Annotated in this window: 21 protein-coding genes; 9 read left to right on the top strand and 12 right to left on the bottom strand. The window is 37.4% G+C overall.

Annotated features, from left to right (window positions below):
- Both EA341_RS02460 and EA341_RS02455 read left to right on the top strand, forming a co-directional pair.
- Positions 1 to 195 (top strand): prolyl oligopeptidase family serine peptidase (locus EA341_RS02460; protein ID WP_293011098.1); only part of this gene is annotated, 195 nt, incomplete at its 5' end.
- A complete protein-coding gene (locus EA341_RS02455) occupies positions 195 to 1,484 on the top strand; it encodes a D-alanyl-D-alanine carboxypeptidase (RefSeq protein ID WP_293011097.1) in 1,290 nt (429 codons plus the stop codon). The genes EA341_RS02460 and EA341_RS02455, both read left to right, overlap by 1 nt.
- Positions 1,485 to 1,708: 224 nt before the next feature.
- Here EA341_RS02455 and EA341_RS02450 read toward each other — a convergent pair whose 3' ends face one another.
- Both EA341_RS02450 and EA341_RS02445 read right to left on the bottom strand, forming a co-directional pair.
- Entirely contained in the window at positions 1,709 to 3,061 is a 1,353-nt protein-coding gene (locus tag EA341_RS02450) for a hypothetical protein (RefSeq protein ID WP_293011096.1), read from the bottom strand.
- 199 nt (positions 3,062 to 3,260) lie between these two features.
- On the bottom strand, positions 3,261 to 3,650 hold the full coding sequence (locus tag EA341_RS02445) for a DUF302 domain-containing protein (RefSeq protein ID WP_293011095.1): 390 nt from the start codon (positions 3,648 to 3,650) through the stop codon (positions 3,261 to 3,263).
- A gap of 238 nt (positions 3,651 to 3,888) precedes the next feature.
- Here EA341_RS02445 and EA341_RS02440 point away from each other — a divergent pair, with 238 nt between their 5' ends.
- The 4 genes from EA341_RS02440 to EA341_RS02425 all read left to right on the top strand — a co-directional run bounded on the left by EA341_RS02440 (position 3,889) and on the right by EA341_RS02425 (position 7,936).
- Complete coding sequence (locus EA341_RS02440) at positions 3,889 to 4,461, top strand: sigma-70 family RNA polymerase sigma factor (RefSeq protein WP_293011094.1); 573 nt, start codon at positions 3,889 to 3,891, stop codon at positions 4,459 to 4,461.
- A gap of 4 nt (positions 4,462 to 4,465) precedes the next feature.
- The gene (locus EA341_RS02435; RefSeq protein WP_293011093.1) at positions 4,466 to 5,251 is read left to right on the top strand and encodes a tetratricopeptide repeat protein; all 786 of its coding nucleotides are present in this window, start codon (positions 4,466 to 4,468) and stop codon (positions 5,249 to 5,251) included.
- Between the two features lie 336 nt (positions 5,252 to 5,587).
- Positions 5,588 to 6,082 (top strand): hypothetical protein, encoded by a 495-nt coding sequence (locus tag EA341_RS02430; RefSeq protein WP_293011092.1) that lies wholly within the window; start codon positions 5,588 to 5,590, stop codon positions 6,080 to 6,082.
- A gap of 546 nt (positions 6,083 to 6,628) precedes the next feature.
- The gene (locus EA341_RS02425) at positions 6,629 to 7,936 is read left to right on the top strand and encodes a hypothetical protein (protein WP_293011091.1); all 1,308 of its coding nucleotides are present in this window, start codon (positions 6,629 to 6,631) and stop codon (positions 7,934 to 7,936) included.
- Between the two features lie 100 nt (positions 7,937 to 8,036).
- Here the strand turns inward: EA341_RS02425 and EA341_RS02420 are convergent, their stop codons facing one another.
- From EA341_RS02420 to EA341_RS02375, 10 genes are all read right to left on the bottom strand, one after another.
- Positions 8,037 to 9,122: a VOC family protein gene (locus EA341_RS02420; protein ID WP_293011090.1), complete on the bottom strand. Its 1,086-nt coding sequence runs from the start codon at positions 9,120 to 9,122 to the stop codon at positions 8,037 to 8,039.
- A 4-nt stretch (positions 9,123 to 9,126) separates the two neighbouring features.
- Entirely contained in the window at positions 9,127 to 9,843 is a 717-nt protein-coding gene (locus EA341_RS02415) for a TIGR04283 family arsenosugar biosynthesis glycosyltransferase (protein WP_293011089.1), read from the bottom strand.
- Positions 9,818 to 10,417: a DUF6134 family protein gene (locus tag EA341_RS02410; RefSeq protein ID WP_293011088.1), complete on the bottom strand. Its 600-nt coding sequence runs from the start codon at positions 10,415 to 10,417 to the stop codon at positions 9,818 to 9,820. Before EA341_RS02410 ends, EA341_RS02415 begins: the two co-directional genes overlap by 26 nt.
- An 11-nt stretch (positions 10,418 to 10,428) precedes the next feature.
- Complete coding sequence (arsM, locus tag EA341_RS02405; RefSeq protein WP_293011087.1) at positions 10,429 to 11,400, bottom strand: arsenosugar biosynthesis arsenite methyltransferase ArsM; 972 nt, start codon at positions 11,398 to 11,400, stop codon at positions 10,429 to 10,431.
- Positions 11,384 to 12,064 (bottom strand): TIGR04282 family arsenosugar biosynthesis glycosyltransferase, encoded by a 681-nt coding sequence (locus tag EA341_RS02400; RefSeq protein WP_293011086.1) that lies wholly within the window; start codon positions 12,062 to 12,064, stop codon positions 11,384 to 11,386. The genes arsM and EA341_RS02400 overlap by 17 nt, the downstream gene beginning before the upstream one ends.
- Positions 12,015 to 13,058 (bottom strand): arsenosugar biosynthesis radical SAM (seleno)protein ArsS, encoded by a 1,044-nt coding sequence (gene arsS, locus EA341_RS02395; protein WP_293011085.1) that lies wholly within the window; start codon positions 13,056 to 13,058, stop codon positions 12,015 to 12,017. The genes EA341_RS02400 and arsS overlap by 50 nt, the downstream gene beginning before the upstream one ends.
- On the bottom strand, positions 13,058 to 13,390 hold the full coding sequence (locus EA341_RS02390; protein WP_293011084.1) for an arsenosugar biosynthesis-associated peroxidase-like protein: 333 nt from the start codon (positions 13,388 to 13,390) through the stop codon (positions 13,058 to 13,060). Before EA341_RS02390 ends, arsS begins: the two co-directional genes overlap by 1 nt.
- Positions 13,391 to 13,684: 294 nt before the next feature.
- A complete protein-coding gene (locus EA341_RS02385) occupies positions 13,685 to 14,257 on the bottom strand; it encodes a phosphatase PAP2 family protein (RefSeq protein WP_293011083.1) in 573 nt (190 codons plus the stop codon).
- A gap of 3 nt (positions 14,258 to 14,260) precedes the next feature.
- Positions 14,261 to 15,157: an oxygen-dependent coproporphyrinogen oxidase gene (hemF, locus tag EA341_RS02380; RefSeq protein ID WP_293011082.1), complete on the bottom strand. Its 897-nt coding sequence runs from the start codon at positions 15,155 to 15,157 to the stop codon at positions 14,261 to 14,263.
- A gap of 44 nt (positions 15,158 to 15,201) precedes the next feature.
- Complete coding sequence (locus EA341_RS02375) at positions 15,202 to 15,828, bottom strand: phosphoribosylanthranilate isomerase (protein ID WP_293011081.1); 627 nt, start codon at positions 15,826 to 15,828, stop codon at positions 15,202 to 15,204.
- Positions 15,829 to 15,912: 84 nt separating this feature from the next.
- Between EA341_RS02375 and EA341_RS02370 the strand changes: the two genes are divergently transcribed.
- The 3 genes from EA341_RS02370 to rpe all read left to right on the top strand — a co-directional run.
- Positions 15,913 to 16,587, top strand: coding sequence for a hypothetical protein (locus EA341_RS02370; protein ID WP_293011080.1), 675 nt, complete (start codon positions 15,913 to 15,915; stop codon positions 16,585 to 16,587).
- On the top strand, positions 16,577 to 18,223 hold the full coding sequence (locus EA341_RS02365; RefSeq protein ID WP_293011079.1) for a S8 family serine peptidase: 1,647 nt from the start codon (positions 16,577 to 16,579) through the stop codon (positions 18,221 to 18,223). The genes EA341_RS02370 and EA341_RS02365 overlap by 11 nt, the downstream gene beginning before the upstream one ends.
- 54 nt (positions 18,224 to 18,277) lie before the next feature.
- Positions 18,278 to 18,754 (top strand): ribulose-phosphate 3-epimerase (rpe, locus tag EA341_RS02360; protein ID WP_293011078.1); only part of this gene is annotated, 477 nt, incomplete at its 3' end.

Here is an 18,754-nt window from a genome sequence, read left to right as displayed (position 1 = left end):
TTTATTCATGGGGATGATGATAGGAATGTGCAGGTTTCCCATACCGTAGATCTGATCCGGAGATTTGAGGAAAAAGGAATGCCTTATGAATCCCTGATTATTCCCGATGATTCCCATCATTGGATGAAGTATGAAAATCTGGTCAAAGTCAATAAAGCCACAGTTGAATTTTTGAAAAAGCACCTGAATCCCTGATGAACCGCCTTCCCCTTTTTTTATTCTTGATTTCTTTTTTCTCGCTCATCCCTGAAGGCATTGCCCAGAAGTTGACCGGGAAAAAAGTGGAACGCCTGTTTTCTGGTTCAGCATTGATGCAAGAGCATTTTGTAGGCTTTATGCTTGAGGATGAAATGGGCAAAGTTATCTATTCACAAAATGAGGATGTTCATTTTGTCCCTGCCTCCAATACCAAGATCTTCACCTTATACACAGCATTACATATTTTGGGTGATTCCATTCCTGCATTCAGGTACGAAATTTCAGGTGATTCCCTGATTATCTGGGGGACCGGGGATCCTTCTTTCCTGCATCCCGAACTGGATAATGGCAAAGTATATGACTTTTTGAAGCATACCCCTTATAAGCTGTTTTTGGCTGATCAGCCTGCACTGGAGTTCGAGCCCAGTTATTGGCGTTCTGATCTGGGTCATTTCCCGATTTATGCCAATACCATGCGGGCAAAATACAGCTTGCAGGGAGTTTTGGAAATTTCCCCAAAACCCATGGGGTTTTTTCTAAAGGCTGACAGCAGTATGGTGACCGATAAATTTGATATCCTGAGATCGAAGACTGATAATACTTTGCTATATCCTTCGCTTCTGACAGTTCCGGAAGATTTTGATGACAAAGTGCCTTTCCCTATGGACCTGGAAAGAAGTAGGTTTTTATTGTCAGATACGCTGAAGAAGGAAGTTGGACTGGTCAAAAGAGTGAAGAAAAGTACCCTTCAAACCTACTATTCCATCCCAACAGATAGCCTGTACAAGCATATGATGCTTCCATCCGACAATTTCCTTGCAGAGCAACTTTTGATCCTTTGTTCAGCTGCTCTTGGGGATACCTTGGATCCCAAGATCACCATTAAATTTGCCCAGAAAAATCTTTTTGAAGGGTTGAAACATAAGCCTGTATGGGAGGATGGGTCAGGTTTGTCAAGATACAATCTTTTCACGCCGAGGACGGTTTTGGAAATCCTGAACCGTGTGGAAGTCCTTGTCGGTGATAAAAACAAACTCAGGGGGTTTTTTCCTGCGGGAGGGCTGTCCGGGACCCTAAAATCGGCGTATGAACTGGATGATGGTAAAGCTTTCGTTTGGGCAAAAACAGGCTCATTGAGAAACATGCATCTTCAAAGCGGTTGGATAGACACAAAAAAGGGTAAAACATACAGGTTTGTTTTTATGAATAATAATTTTGTAAGACCAACCCCGGAAGTGCGGAAAGAAATGGTCAGGATAATGACCACAATTCATGAAAAATATTGAAAATTACCAATAATACACTGATGAAGAAGGTACTCTGTTTTGTCATTTATGTGTTGGAAGGAGGGTTTGCGTCTACACTTCAATTCTCACTCAGCTACCAAGTTGGGCTATTCAATGGAAAATAAGTCTGCCCTGAATTTAAAATCAAACCTAAAAAGCAAATTTTAGACAATCAGACCCTTGAAATAAAAAGGGATACAGAATACAGGCATTCAAACATAGGTTCAGTCCCTTTCTTTTTTACCAAACCCCCAACTGAATCCCAAGTGGAAGTCTGCCTGTTTGGTGTCTAGAGTGAAGCTTGTCAAAGCAGAATAACTTCCTACGAAAAAGCCTCCGTAACTTATCCCTATTCCTCCGTTAAAGCCTGAAAAATCAAAAAAGGTCCATGGAGAGTAGATTTCGAAGTTTCCCAAAACCAATCTGGGAATAATCGAATAAAATTCCTGAACAGGTACTTGGTCATTGCTTTCTGAGTTCCCGAAAGCCTTTTGACCATAAAAGGAAACCTGCAGGGTTTTGATGAGTACCATATCTGCATTGAAGGCAAGAACAGTGGGAAGGCTCAGGGTGTTTGTGCTCCTGTCTGAGGTGTTTGTGAATAAAGCACTTTCTATGAATAGCCTTTCAATTTGTTGTAAATCAGCGGGTAGTTCATCCAGTCTAAAGCTGGTATTCTCGGGGATATTCATGCCGTAGGTTCTGGTGACCTGTCCGTTACCAAAGTTCAGGTTTCCCAGATTCCGGGCGGTCAGGCCGGTATTGAATAATGTGCGCTGTCTGTTGTTTCTGATTTGGTAACTCAGCCCGAGATCAAAGCCCAAACTGGCTGGGTTGGCAAATACGCTGTTGTTCAGGTTGAAATTGAAGAGCCCCTCGCTTAAGATACTTTCATTGTAAGACAACTCAATGTCCGATCGGGCTCCGGTAAGTGAAATCTCATTTCCTTCCTGTACGATGTTTCCCACAAACTGATCTATAGAAATATTGGTGTAGTTTCCCGGAAGCAGGAGTTTGATATTGGTACCTGCCGATAATTTTTGTTTTTTATTTTCAAATAAGGTGTAGGCGACCATAAACCCTATTTCCATCCAATTCAACTGATTTACCCTTTGGTTGTTGGAACTGTTGAGGCTTAAAGAGGAAAATGACGATTCAAAGCTGTTTTCCAACAGATATCTGCCCAGCCTGGGGTCAACATTGATGAAATGGGCTGCAGCTTTGAACTCAGTACTAAAGCCAAGGGCAAATTTCCCGAAATCAAGCCCTAGAGAAGGGCCCAAGATCGAACCAACCGTCCTTCCGTTGAAAGGACTTTCGGAATTCCTGAAGCCCTCCAGGAAGTACGCATCTTCTGCATTGGTAAAATCTCTAAAGCTCAGTGTATTGTTGCTGAGTGAAAATTGACTTGAAAGAAGATGGAGTTCCACAGGCCTGTATAAATTATTGAGGTCTGCAGGATTCATGATAGCAGCTTGTATGCCTTTACGTTGACTTCCCTGGATGCCGAAGTAATTTTGTTGGGCAAGTGAAGGGAATACTATAATTACAAAAAATAAACTTAGAATCTGCTTCATCTTATAAATCCTCAGGAAGGTTTTTGCCTCTATGTATAGTTAACGAAGAAAAATCACGCATTGGATTCAAAGTAAACTAAATTTCTGAGGGGATGAAAGTCAGTATACGGGTATTTTTGAGTAGGAGCAGTCCAAAATATTTTTGAAAAATCATGAATCGGAGAATTTTACATCCCCGATCATGGTTTGGAGTTGTGCCTTACAGGGCTTCAAGCACTCTTTTCAGTTTCTCCCTGACTTCAATTGCCAGTGCAGTAATATTATTACCTCCCACGGTAGCTATGGCGGCAACAGGGTCAATGGCAGAGACTTCGATTTGATCGTTTTCTAAGGCTCTCACTGTAACATTACAGGGGAGTAATGCACTCATATTGGGATCTATGCTGAGGATTTTATCGGCGAACTGGGGATTGCAAGCGCCAAGAATGAAAAAAGGAGGATAGTCCTTATCCAGTTTTTTTTTCATAGTGGCCTGAATATCGATTTCAGTAAGGACTCCAAAGCCTTCTGACCTTAAAGCATCTGTGACTAGTGTTTTTGCTGTTTCAAAACTTTCTGACCGGATTACTTTATTGATATGATAACTCATAGTTTGTTTATTTATAAATGTTGAAAATCTGTTAAGAATTTTTGCTTAGATTCAATGAATGATAAAGATTATTGAATCAATCTAGGAAAAAATTATCCCAATCACTGTGACAGTTATTACAGTAGATTTTTCACCTTTATTTGCTCCGGGCAATAAATTGAAAAATTTTTTATCATTAAATTCAATAAAACAGCAATAAACTTTTTTTTTGAATTTTTAAAAATTATTTTGGTACGGTATGCAGCACCCGGATCAAAAATACATTGATGCATTGTTGGAAAATGATAAAGTCGTCTTAGATGAACTTTACAAGAGGTATTCCGGAAAAATCAAATGGATGGTGCTCAAGAACAACGGAACAGAAGATGATGCGGCGGATATTTTTCAGGAAGCCCTGATGAGTATCTATCACAAAGCCAAATTTAGCGGGTTTGAGCTTACCTGCCCATTCGACGCATTCATTTATATGGTATGTAAGAAAAGATGGTTGAATGTATTGGCAAAAAGGAAGAACCACGGGGTAACAAACATAGAAGATCAGGAATATAGTCTTGGAGAGGATAGCTTCAAGTTGGCCGAAGATTGTCACCTACAAGATGAGCGCTTAGCATTACTGAAATCAAAGTTTGCCGAACTTGGGGAATCCTGTCAGGAACTTTTAAATCTTAGCTGGGGAGATAAATCCATGGAGGAAGTAGCCGTTATCCTTGGATTTACTTACGGCTATGCACGCAAGAAGAAATCTGAGTGCATGGCAAAACTCACCAAACTGATTCAGACATCTCCGATTTTTAAAACTTTAAAATGGTAATAAGATGGATATAAAGCTTATAGAAAGGATAGAAGCCTATCTCCAAGGGGATATGACATCAGAAGAGGTAAAGACTTTTGAAGATCAAATTTCTTTCGATTCGGAGTTAAGAGAGCAATTAATGCTTTACAAAGAAATAGAATTTTCGATGAGGCAAATAAACTCCATTCAGGAAAAAGATTTGAATGAAACCCTTAGTAATTTAAATAAGAAGTATATCAAAGAAGTTCACCTAGAAGTTCAAAAGGAAGATACTGAACCAAAAGCTATTCCGCGTGATAAACCAAATTACTTCAGGCTTTTTTCTGCTTTGGCAGCCATATTCATAATGATTTTGGCTGCTTACTTTTTGTTATTCCGGGCAGCGGATCCACAAGGCTTGGCTGAGAAATATTACGCCGAAAATCTTGTTGAATTGAGCCAGACCATGGGCAGCACGGAAGATCTGATACAGCTAGGAATAGCTGCCTATAATCAAAAAGATTATCAAAGAGCCCAAGTTTATTTTCAAGAGGCTTTGGTTCAGGATAATAAAAATAGTGATGCCATAAAATATTCTGGTCTAGCTTATCTATCTGAAAAAGAATACGATAATGCCATAGCAGCTTTCCAAGAGTTGGCTTCCCTGCCTGACTTATTTAGCAATCCAGGGTTATTCTATCAGGCTTTTACCTTAATGATGCGTAATGAATCTGGTGACTTAGAAAGAGCTAAATTAATATTGGAAAGAGTTGTTGATCAAAATGAAGAAGGAAGTCGGCAAGCCCAGGAATGGCTGGGGAAGTTATAATTTCTTGTAGTTATGATACATTAAGTATTTTATTTTGAATTAATTACGCAGTATTTTTTAATCATTTGATTCAGGGCTTTAAACTGTCCACTATAGTAAAGTGCAATAGGGATTTCCATCACCTGATCAGAGAGATTTCATCATCTTTTCTTAACCAAACACTCTTTCATGTATTGTTAAAGGTATTTCGCAAAAGTTTTATAGGATAAAGTAACACGCTGGTTTTCATTACAGGGTAACAAATAATTGATGATTCGGATATCTGTTTGTAGGTCTTCGATAGTATCAAGAATCTACTTTCAATTTATCCTTTTATCAATTTAAATTTTTACAATCATGAAAACACTAACAATTAAAGCAGTTAAGCTCATTTTGACTTTTGTCATGATGATTGTTTTGAATGTAGCATGTAGTGGTCCTGAAGAAGACTTCAAACCAATACAGCAGGAGCTACCTGAAGAGCAGACTCAGGTAGCCGAGGAATCCGAAGTAACAGAGGAAGAAGAGGAGCTAGAAGCTGAGTTGCCTGTGAGATTGACGATGGAATTTGAGGGGCATGACTTTTCTGACGAAAAGAAGAAAGGATATAGTTTAGAAAACTATACTCAATCCTCAGGAGACAAGCTTGAAATTAATTTGGTACGCGTTGTAAATGGGGTTGATGTGATGTACAGAGTTCCCGGAAGAGCTTGGGATGAGGCAACTTCTTACAATGTTTTTTTCACCTTGCCAAATGAAGAAAACCCATATCCAGGTTTTGAAATTTCAGTAAGTTCTGGCAGCGGAGAAAAATATGATAAAGTCATTGTAGAGGTAAGGAATGGATCGTGATTTTCTTATGGATTAAGCCTAAAACTGCCAGTTGAACTGGCAGTTTTTTTTTTATATATATTCAGATTACATAATCTAGAGTTTCGATTTTTTTTATTGAGAATTTCTTATTTGTTATCAGCACAAAAAACCATCTTAATGTTAAGGTTTACATTTTAAAACATTAGATTAAGTGATTTGGGAGCAAAAAAACGCTCTTTATATTTTAATTATTTTTAGATAATAAATATTGATAATTCAATGTGTTGAATTGTGGATTTTTCACCTTTCCTTTTTTCCACTTTGCATCAGGATTTAAGTTCTTTGTCGTTTATTCTGTTATTTGACCCAATACATAGCATTTTTAAGATGGGTGAGATTTTCTGTATGATTTTAAATACTCAAAAAGGTAATTCTTTCACCTTATTTTGTATTGTATTATTTTGTTTAAAAATATTGTATTAAGAAGATTAAATTTTCATTTTTTATTTTATAATTTGTACCACTCATAGTACTGATAAGCTATGTGTTATAAATATTATTTCCCCGGAAAAGCCATTAATTGTAATGCTTACAAAAAATCTTTTATATCAAATTTGTAGTGAACTTACAGGAGTTTCACTATTGTTTAAAGTCAAGCAGAATGGCTTTAAGTTATTATTCGCTTCGAAAGAGTTTTTGGACTGGGGTGAAAAGAATTTTGAAATACAGGAGAATGAGATATTAGGATTGTCACTCAATCAAATAATTAAATTAAAAAAACTTCCTTACTTCAAAGGGAACGAATTAAAAACTGATTTATCTAAGGTTGTAGATGAGAAAATTACAGTAAATATTGGTACCTCATATCTTGATCTAGATAATAAAGTCCTTTTGATTTCAAATATTCCGCTAATTGATGACGAAGGACATGTGGGGCATATTTTACATCAAATCAATTTTATAGATCCATCTGAAATATCAGATACTGAAAATGACATTCAAAATTCTTCATTATTTGAAGGAAATGGTAGTTTGTCACATCTTTTTGAAAATAACCCCTTTCCAATGGTAATACTAGGGATGGAGGGAAAGATCAAATCGGTTAACAAAACATTTTTGGATGAAGTTTTCCCCCTTCACAAGAAGAATAAAATGATAAATGAGGTATTTGATATTTTTACTGAGTTAAATATTTCTGATATTCTCAACAATACACAAAAAGGCAAAAAAAATAAGCTTGATCTAAAGTTGAGGAAAGGTGACGACAACAGTTATTTTGTAGCCAACCTGGTATCTATGAAAGATGACCTTCATGTAGTGGCAACCCTCCATAACGTTACTGAGATTAAGAAAATGAGAAAAGATTTGGTTAAGAAATCAATGCTAATGGAAGATTGTCTAAAATTTCAAAAGCAGGATTTTGAAAACATGGAGATCAGTGAAGTACTAAAATCAAGTTTGTCTTTTATGCTCAATCATTCTGATGCCCACAAGGGATTGATTTGGGTTAAGGATTTGGCTATTGACGATAAGCTAGGTCATCAAAATGAATTCTTGTTTGACCAATCTTGGAAAACACATAAACTGAATTTGTCTTTCCTGTTCGATGAAAATCAAAAACCTACCAGAAATGAACCCTTTAATTTAAGGTCCAATGCTCTGGCAAATATTGGACTGCTGGAAAACTCTGTTTCTGGATTCGGTAAAAGTATAATTGGTATTACAGGAAGAAAATCCGATCACTTACTTTTTGTGATTTTACTCCAGATGGATGCCACTAAAGTATTTGATTTAGAAGATAAATATGTACTGAATATAGTTTCTTCCTGTATATTCTCAGAATTGGCGGGAGTACTTTCAGGTAGAATGATTTCAGGCGAAGATAGATTTTAAATAGGGTTAATTAAAGGGAAAACTAACCAACTTAATTGATCAGGTTAATTTTTTGGTTTGCCTGTCGAGTGGTTTCGACGGGCATCTTTTTTTAAGATTTTCAATCTTTTACCCTATTGAACGATAGTAACTTTAGCATCCACTTTGGGAGATGTTTTTCAGGTTTTCTGTTTCTCAGGTTTAGAAAAAAACCAAATTTTGCTGCAATAGGTACTTTGTGGGTTTCTACAAATTCTATCAATGTACCATCTGGGTCCTCACAATAGGCAAACTGACCTGCGGCTTTTCCCATATCAAAGCTATTGGCACTGTTGACCGTGAAAGAAAATCCCAAAGAGCTTGCTTTCATTTCCAGTTCAGCCATACCTCTAATATCGAAACATAGATGGATGAAACCTAAATCACCCCAAAACCTATCCTGGAAAATCTTATTAGGTTTTCTATCTTGACAACTTATCAATTCGATTTCTGTTTGACACAGTAATTCGCTAAAAGCGCCACACCTATCTGGAGAGGATTGTATTTTTATCCGCTTATATTCAATTTCTTCATTTCCCAATCCGGCAAGGTCATTTTGAATTCCTGAATTTTTATAAATCAATTCAGTGTATCCAAGTAAGTTTTGATAAAGAGGAAGTGATTTTTCAATATCACTCACTCCAATAATACAGCCTGATACTCCGCCTGTTAAGCTTTTCCCTAAATTGAACCAAGAATCGCTTTCTTCCACTTGGAATAAATTATTGTAAGGATCTTTTATGAAAAAATGACTTTTCCCATCGGGAGATTTTACGATTTTACCAAGCACATTCAGACCTTCCTCCTTAAAGTATTGGAAGGTTTTGACAATATCCCTTGCTCGAATTTTGATCGCATTGATTCCGAGATCACCTAACTCAACTTTTTGTTTTGGTGCTAGTGGATCCTTACTTGTATATTGCCATACTTCAAAACCGCCACCTCCCTGCATATTCATAGCTAGAATGGCATATCTCTGCTCAGCAATGTTATTGGTATATCTAGTCATCAAGCTGGCAGTGGCTGCATCTTCAAATACAGGAATATCCATTCCGAAATACTTTCTGTACCATTTCCACGCTTCTTTTGCATTAGACACTCCTATACCTACCTGTTGTATTCCGCTTATGATAGGAAGAGATTTGCTATTATTTGATCTTCTAACCATTTCCCTATCTGTAGTTTAATAACCTGCCATACATGTTTTTAAGCTTAGAGGGAGGAGTCTTTAGAAAAAACAGGGCAAAAACCAAGAGATTAACCAATTGAACCCTCAACCATGAGTTTGTTTCATACTTTCTTGCAGATACCAAAATCTGTTTTGGAATAACCTTAAACCTGTGTTTTTTCCGGATTCTTCTTGCTAGATCAAAATCTTCCATGATACAAAAATATTCATTGAACCCACCTAATTCCTCATATACTGATTTTGTGATAAATAATGTCTGATCACCCCCTCCTGAGAGTAAGCCATCAAATTTTGTAAACCATGAGTTGATTTTCAGGAGAATAGAAGATGAGTCCAACTTATATGCATAACAGCCTGCATCAAAATTTTCATTAAGTGAGCCTATGATATCATTAAAAAAATCTTCTGGTATTCGGGTATCTGCATGTACAAAGTATAAAATTTCCCCTTTGGCAATTGAAACCCCTAAATTCATTTGGCATGCTCTACCCCGAATTGGAGAAAGTAAAAACTGGAATCCAAATGAGGAAACCAAGCTTTGGGTATTGTCCTCACTTCCACCATCTACTATTATTAACTCAAATGCATGATCATTCTGTATCCTTTGAAAAAAAGGCAGTAGCTCCCTTAAATTATCAGCTTCATTGAGTACCGGAATAATGATGCTGATGGTTTTATTTTGATTTTCGACTGACAACATAATTTTTTATAGGACTTTGCATTACAGCTTTTACAAAAAGACCATTTTCATAGTAAAACTTATTTCTGTTTCCGTTAACTTCTATTTCGTAATAACCTTTATGCTTGGAAATCGAGGAAAGTGTACCAAAATTTTCTGCCAAAAACACATCGTTTTCATTTGGTTCTTCAAAATAGAGTTTTGATGTGCTATACGCTACTAAATCATGAATTGGTGTTTGATTTTCAAACTTATAGGCATTGGAATTGACTATGTATTTATCCTTATTCCAATAAATACTACTTGAAAAATTGCCTTTATTGGAAGCGGTATTTGAAGTTGCATGTACCAAATACCCATTGTGATAGTTGCTCTCGGAATCGAACTTTACATCTATCCAAGTGAAAAACCAAAACCGGACCTGACTTTGAATTTCAATTTTCAACTTATGTTCACTTTTCATTTTTGTAGCTTTCATCTCTCCAATATTTATTCCGGCCACTGAAATATCAAACTCAATGAAATCCTGGCATTGTCCGCTTTGAATCGAACAATGCCAGAAAAACAAAATAGAGAATAGTAGTTTAAACTTCATGCTTTGTCAAATCAGCAACATCCTCCGCCATCATAGAAATAAGTGGCGTCAGAAATGTATATATCTTTCCTTTGCAAGGAAGATATGGCTTTTGCTGTTTTGTCACAAATGGATAAAGGTTGATTAGGCATAAGAACATGACCTTTATGGTCATCAAAATATTCCTCATTCCCGTAGTATATTGCTGTTTTTCCTGTGAAAATACAAGGTCCATCTTCAGGCATGGGGTCTTTGATTGCGCAGACTTCCACACTTTCCAACACAATCAATTCTTGGGTATCATATTGTCCAGGTGACAAAATACGGTAAGGTCTTTTGGCTCGGACTTCAACTGTACCAAAACCTGCTTCAGTTATCATATCCAGATATTCCTGAAGTGGAAGCGATCCACTCAAACAAAGAGCTCTTAATTTTTCATCATTTTTCAAGGAATCAGGCATATGTTGCTCTGTGACAGGGTCACTCAAAACCAGACGGCCATGTGGCTTCAATACTCTATACATTTCTGCAAGAGCCATTTTCAGATCTTCCTTTGTGAAAATATTGAACAGACAATTTTGTGCAGCTATGTCTACAGTGCAATCGTCAACTGGAAGCTGAAGTGCTGTACCTTTACGCAGAGACACGAAACTGCTTTCAAACCAAGGGTTTTGATTTTCTGCTTCTACCAAGTTCTTTTCGCAGGCAGTCAGCATTTCATCTACAATGTCTATCCCGATAACACCTTCTGCTTGTCGAGAAAAGTAAGCAAATTGTAAGACCTCCATTCCCCCGCCAACACCAACGTAAAGGATTTTTGGATTATTGATCAAATCTCTAGGGTGGACAGTACTGCCACATCCATAGTTCATCTCTTGCATGATCTTGGGTATGGTTAGACCCGGCAACTGCCAGATTGGCGTAGTAGTACAGCAGAGTCCTACGTCAGGCTTTAAAGCTGCTTCTTTGTAAACATTTGCGGTGGTTTCAAGGTAATTGCTCATTTGATTTTTTGGCTTTAAAATTTTTCCAATCATTTTCAGTATCTATGTCTCCAAGGGTACTTAGGAGCGCATAGGTCAATTTTTCATTTTCAACTTTCTCTATACTTTTTGATAGGACCTCATCTGTCGACCATTTGATACCATCAAGTAATAGAGGGATTGGTGTTTTTTTGCCCAAAAGATAATATCCACCATCTTTAGCTGGACCAAAAACAACATCACAAGTTGCCAAATGATCATAAGCTTTTTGTAATTCTTGCATGCCTATCTCCGGGCAATCAGTGCCAATGATGAGGCATTTTTGATATCCTTTTGCAAATGTTTCATCAAAAGCATTCCTCATCCGCTGCCCAAGATCCGAACCATTCTGGGCAAATATTTGATAGTTTTTGCCAATGATATCAAATGGCAATTCTTCAACATATTCAGAAAGGTAAATCAGGATATCCGCATCTTTTAGTTTACTCAACTGATGGTAGGTAATTTTGATCAGAGATTTATAAATCTCAAGTGCTTCCTCATCACCCATAGTTTTGGCCAAACGGGTTTTCACCTTACCCTTTTGAAGGTTTTTTTGAAAAACTATGACTGCATTTTTAGATGTTCTTTCCATATTAGGCAGTTGCCCCTCCACAGCTGGAACCTGCACCTGCTGTACAACCAAAACAATGTTGATTTACAACAATATTTCTTTCAGTCAATGCATCTGTATTCCAATCTTTGATGTGTTGAGATTTTGGGGTATCAACCTTTAATTCAAGCATTTGATTGAAATCACAATCGTATAAATAACCGTCCCAGCCTACTGAAATGGTATTTCGGCACATTACATTGGCGGCGGCAGTCATATTGTAAGCATTTATTAACCTCTCCATGTAAGCCTCATAATTGCCACTCCTAACCAAGTACTCTAAAAACCTGCTGATAGGAATATTTGTAATGGTAAAAAGAGAGTTGAATTCAATTTCATATTGTGAGCTCAACTTCTTTTTGAATTGAGCTTCTAATTCTCCCTGTGAACCTGGCAGGAATGCTCCAGAAGGGTTATAAACGAGGTTGAGCTTCAGCGGGGATCCATCTATTCCGTAACCCACCTCATTTAGCATTTTCAAGGCTTTGATAGATTTTCCAAAAACGCCGTCACCTCTCTGTGCATCTGTTTTTACCGCATTAAAATAAGGTAAAGAAGAAACTACCTCGATATTATTGGCCTTGAAAAAATCGGGGAGGTCATGGTATTTTGGGTTGGCCAATATTATAGTAAGGTTACACCTCACAATAATATTAATGTCTTCGTTGATTTTCCTGATTTCAGTCACAAACCATCTGAAATTTGGATTCATTTCGGGTGCTCCACCAGTCAGGTCTACTGCTTTTATTTCATGTCTCTTTATTACATCCAAACATTGTTGCATGACCTCTTGCTCCATGATCTCTTTGCGGTCAGGTCCAGCATCCACATGACAGTGTTGACAAACCTGATTACACATCTTGCCCATATTAATCTGTAAAATTTCAATTTGTATGGGCTTTAAAGGAAATAAACCTGATTCTTTAAGTTTACTTTCAAAACTTTCGGTAAACTCCAAGGATTCGAGAAGTTGAATTTCTTTTTCTGATTTGGAAAGGGGGTGATTCTGTGCTTTAAGTGATTTCATTACATCGAGATTTCTTTGGCTTTATTCATCATTTGAGTGCTATGTACCAGGGAAGCTCCTCCTCTGATAGCTGCAGCTACGTGAACAGCTTCCATCATCTGCTCTTCGTCGCACCCTTTTTCCATAGTGTCTACTGTATAAGCATCTATACAGTAGGGACATTGAACGGCATGTGCTACAGCGAGAGCAATCAAAGATTTTTCTCTGGCGGTAAGTGCACCCTCTTTAAATACTTCACCATAGTATTCGAAAAATTTATCAGCCATTGGTTTTTGAAATTCGCCGATGTTTCCAAATTTTTTTAGGTCGTCGGGATTATAGTATGTTTTCATTGTTTGTTGGTTTTGGATTTAAATTACGATAAAGGTCCAAGCAATGGATTTTGTGTTTTTGTAATTGTCTTAGAAAAGACAATATATTGATCTTTTTGAAGAGAAACCTTTAATCAAGACCTAAAGTTTTAAATAAGTATTTTGATTTTTTTCCTTGTCTATTAAAAGAATAAAGATCGGAGATGGAAGTGAGTTTGAATTTATATTCCAGCGTTTTTGAGAAAGGTTATCTAAAAAAACCGTCAAGAAAATGGTATACAGGTTGTGGAAAATTAAAAAACTGATAACATCCACTTACTTAAAATTCGATTGGGATTTTTCAAATATAAAGTGCGCTATATGATAGGCAGCTAATCCACTGAGAGCGCCAACTAAGGCTCCTACCAGTATGTCTCCAGGAAAATGTACTCCCAAATAAATCCTTGTGTATGAAAAAAATGCAGCCCAAAGGAACAACCAGTTGATTTGAGGAATATGAACTTTCAACAGCAAATACATCAAAGTGGCTATAGCAAAACTGTTTGCAGCATGGGAAGATGCAAAGCCATATTTGCTGCTACAATTCCCGTAATGATGTATGATGTCTGAAAATTCCGGATCGTAGCATGGCCTCATTCTTTCAAAATAAGGCTTCATAAAAGCGGAAGTAAATTGATCTGCAAATAAAATAGCCAGTCCTATGGCTATAAAGGCCCACCAGCAAGATTTACCATAGACTTTCCATATTAGATAGGAAAGAAATATATAAAGTGGAATCCAAGGCTTGGTCTGTGTTAGAAAATACATCACAGGATCCAAATACTCCGAATGAAATCCATTTAGAAAAATAAATAAAGCATGGTCCCAGTGCAAAAGTGTTTCCAACATGACTTATTGATTAATCCAGTCTATGTCTTTTTTGAGCAAACTGAGTGATTGGGCTTCTCTTGATCCCATTTTGGGTTCCTGCATATATTGCCAATTTGCAGTAGGAGGCATGCTCATCAGAATACTTTCCGTACGGCCATTGGTGTCTAGTCCGAATTTTGTTCCGGCATCCCATACAAGGTTAAATTCCACATACCTACCCCTGCGTAAAGACTGCCATTCTTTTTCTATTTCTCCATATGGAAGATTGTGGTTTTTATTCATAAAGTGCCTATAAACCTTTGGGAACAAGTAGCCTATTGATTTTGCAAATTCGAATATCTGCTGCATTTCATTCCCATCTTTACTGCTCAGCCTGTCAAAGAAAATTCCTCCTATTCCTCTCGTTTCATTCCTATGTTTGATAAAAAAATAATCATCTGCCCACTTTTTAAATTTCGGATAATATTCTGGATTGAACTTGTCGCAAGTATTTTTGACCTGTTGATGAAAATAGGAGGCATCCTCCTTGTCAACATAATGCGGCGTGAGGTCTATGCCTCCTCCAAACCAGTTGATACCATTACTCATCTCAAAATAACGAATATTCATATGTATGATAGGCACCATTGGATTGTATGGGTGAAGTACAATTGAAACACCCGTCGCATAAAAATCTGCTTTTTCCAATTGTAGTTTCTGCAAGATTTTATCCGGTGTAGGACCTTCCACAGCCGAAAAAGCAACTCCTCCCTTTTCAATTACTCGGCCATTCTCAAAGATCCTTGTTCTGCCTCCTCCGCCTTCAGGTCTTTTCCAAAGGTCTTCTCGAAAGGCACCTCTACCATCTTCTTTTTCTAATTCAAGACAAATATGGTCTTGGATTGATCTGAAATCTTCTGTTATCCTAATTTTATCCATTTGTGCAGATGGTACTTATTATAATGTTATTCAATTGATTTTAATCAGTCTTCAATCTCAAGAGATTCAAGAATATCAGCCAACTGGTCGAAGTCTTTCAAGCCTGGTTTGATTTCGTCTCCTCCCTCCATCGCTATCCCTTTGATATTGGTATTCTCTATAATTTTTTCGATGGAATCAGGCTCTAAACCAAAGCCTAATAGTACTTGACACCCATTTGCAAGAGTTTTGATTTTTTCAATCACTGCATCATCGAGTGTAAGTTTTTCTGAAAGTAATAACAGCGTGACATGGTGTTGATCATAAGAATCCGCTTTTTTGATCAAATCCTCAATTTCTGAAATGTTATTTACAGTTTGTTTAAGGATGATCCCATATTCTGTATTGACCAGCATTTTAAGATGAATTTCCTCTTCAATCTGAATGTGATGAAAACCTTCATAGTCCTTTAAGAAAGTCAAAATTCTTTCAGGATGGGTGTGTTCAAATTCCGCTATATACTCCAGCCCTGAAAGCCAATCTGTAATTTCTTTAAATTTTTCGGGTGAAGTATAGTTTTTATTATTCTCTTCTAAATTGAATCCCATTAGGTTAACCTGCATTCCTGCACAATATCGGGCATCAGATAGGTTGTTTACTGCTGAGATTTTTACAAAAGTTTTTAAAGCCATTTCTTAGAATATCTTGTTTTTATAATGCTAAGGTAAAAGTTTTCGTACGAAAAATGTATTTTTGGCCATTCCTTCAGGTAGTATATGTATAAAAGGATTTGGATATGTTGTTTGTTTGCTTTTCTGTCATGTGAAGAGAGAGAAAGCCCCATTACTGACTTTGGTCAAGATTACCAACCACTTAGAGTCGGACTTTTTTGGGTTTACGAAGTAAGTGAGACCATCGTATTTGGAGAGGGTGATGCTGAAGAAAATGAGTATTTTATAAGAGACCTTATAGAATACAGTTATATCAATGCGGAAGGAGAGGAAGTTTTTGTCGTGAAGCGGGAGCGTTCAGATGATCAGGAATTTTGGCTTGGCGAGGGTAACTACTCCTTGCTTGTCCGTAGAAATACACTTGTCAAACAATTTGAAAACCAAATTACCGTTCCCTTGGTTTTCCCTCCGGACGTAGGTAGAACATGGGATGCCATGACATATAATGCTTCATCTACGGATATGTATGAGATTGATTTCAGCGGTAATGTCACAATAGGAGAACAGACTTTTCAGAGGTCCGTAAGAGTACTCCAAGAAGAAGAAGATGACGAAATTACATTTAGAAATAACAGGTATGAGGTTTATGTCCGTGGAGTTGGATTGGTTGAACAGTTCCAGGAAGTTTTCACATATTGCTCAAGAAATGATTGTCTTGGTGAAATGATTCTCAATTCCGGTAGAAAGGCACATTTTAGAATATTGGTTTATGGAGGTTAAAAATAACGCATTGCTATTGTTGTTGGTAATACTTACCATGGGTACTGCCTTGGGGCAAAATCGGTATGCCGTTCACTATAAATTCAAACCTCAAGAAAATTTTTCTTTAGACAATCCAATTGATTTCCTCAGCCCCGAGTCTGTGGACAGGAAATCCAGGTATGGTATTGCATTGGATAGTCTTGACTTTCCGGTTTCTGAAAAGAATATTGAAAAAATCAGCCCCTTGGTGGTTGATATCTTATACCATTCCAATTGGTTGAATGCCTCCATTGTCATAGCTACTCCAGAAGCTATTGAGCAGATTCTAAATTTGGATATTGTAGATGATGTTGTTCTGGCAGCTCCTGGCTTTGTTCCTCAGGCCAGAGTTTCCCCTAAAAGTGGAGAGAAATCTTTTTCTATTAACCTTAGAAGTAAGAAATTTAAATCAGACGCTAGTCCCTTCGAATTTCAAAACCAATTATTGGGAATTCCTGATATGCATGAGGAAGGCTTTCGGGGCAAAGGGGTAACTGTAGCTGTTTTTGACGCAGGTTTTCCGGGAGTAAATACTATCCCCGCCTTATCACATATCATTGAGAACAATCAATTGATTGGAGGTAAAAACTTTGTACATCCATGGGATGAGGATATTTTTAGGTACAACCAACATGGAGCTAACGTTCTATCTTTAATAGCCTCAAATGACCCTGAAACTTTACTGGCTGGTGCTCCAGATGCTAATTTCATCTTGTGCATTACCGAAGAAGTGCCTACAGAATACAGGATAGAGGAATATAATTGGGTAAAAGCAGCAGAATACTCGGATAGTTTAGGTGTGGATATTATCAATAGTTCTTTAGGCTATTGGGATTTTGATGACCCTGAAATGGATTACAGTTTTGAGGACTTAGACGGTGAAACTGCGCTCATTACAAAAGGTGCCAAAATTGCTTCAGAAAAAGGAATTTTGGTAGTTACCTCAGTTGGGAATTATGGTTCGAGGGGAGCTTCATCTTTGACTGCCCCAGCCGATGCAAAAGGAATAATCGCTGTGGGGTCAGTTAATGCTGATTTTGAGCGGTCTGTTTTCAGCTCTCAGGGACCTACTGTAGATGGAAGATTAAAGCCTGAATTGACAACTAATGGAAATCAGGTTTGGCTGATTCGATCAAATGGAAATTTGGCAAGAGCAAGCGGGACTTCATTTTCAGCTCCCCAAATTGCCGCTTTAGCAGCAGGACTTTGGGAAGCTAGACCAGAATGGAATAAAGATAAAATCATGAAAGCGCTTATAGAAAGCGCAGACAATTTTGAATCACCTAACAACGATTTTGGATACGGAATTCCTAACTTCAGGAAGGCATATATGGGAGAGATTTTGAATATCATCACCGTTGAAAAAGAAGATGACTGGAAAGTGTACCCAAATCCCATTACCGGAAGTTCCTTATTTGTCAATTTTGGAGATTGGCATCAAGGTGACTTTTCACTTACTGACATGCAGGGAAAGGTACTGACTCAGGTTACCGTTCAAAGAAATACACTTAAAGAACCTTTTCAAATTGATTTACCAGGGCTTAATAAAGGGATGTATATCGTAGAAATGCATGCAGGGAATCAAGTTAGAAGGACAAAATTGTTGAAAAAATAGTGGGTAAAGCTGATTTTTACTTGATTTGCAACTTCATCTTCAAATAACCCAGATATGTCTATACAAATTGCTCCTTCGGTATTGGCCTCAGATTTCGCCAATATTCAAAAAGAAGTAGAAATGTTGAATGCCTCCGAAGCTGATTATATCCATGTGGATATCATGGACGGAGTTTTTGTGCCTAATATTTCTTTTGGAATACCTGTAACAGCTGCCATTCATAAACATGCTACAAAACCCTTGGATGTACACTTGATGATTGTCAACCCTGACAACTATCTTGAAGCATTCAGGAATGCTGGAGCTGAAATTATTTCGGTGCACTACGAAGCCTGCACACACCTTCATAGGACATTGCAAGCCATCAGACAATTAGGGGCTAGGGCAGGAGTAGCTATCAATCCTCATACAAGTATAGATCTCTTGGACGATGTCATTGTGGATATAGACTTGGTGTGTGTGATGTCTGTCAACCCTGGTTTTGGTGGGCAGAAATTTATTGAAAATACTTACGATAAAGTAAAAAAGCTC

It is taken from the genome of Mongoliibacter sp., from assembly GCF_007692705.1.
In the GTDB taxonomy this organism is placed as follows: Bacteria; Bacteroidota; Bacteroidia; order Cytophagales; family Cyclobacteriaceae; genus Mongoliibacter.
Note: the sequence above shows the minus strand (reverse complement) of the source record. Positions and strands in the feature narration are given on the sequence as shown.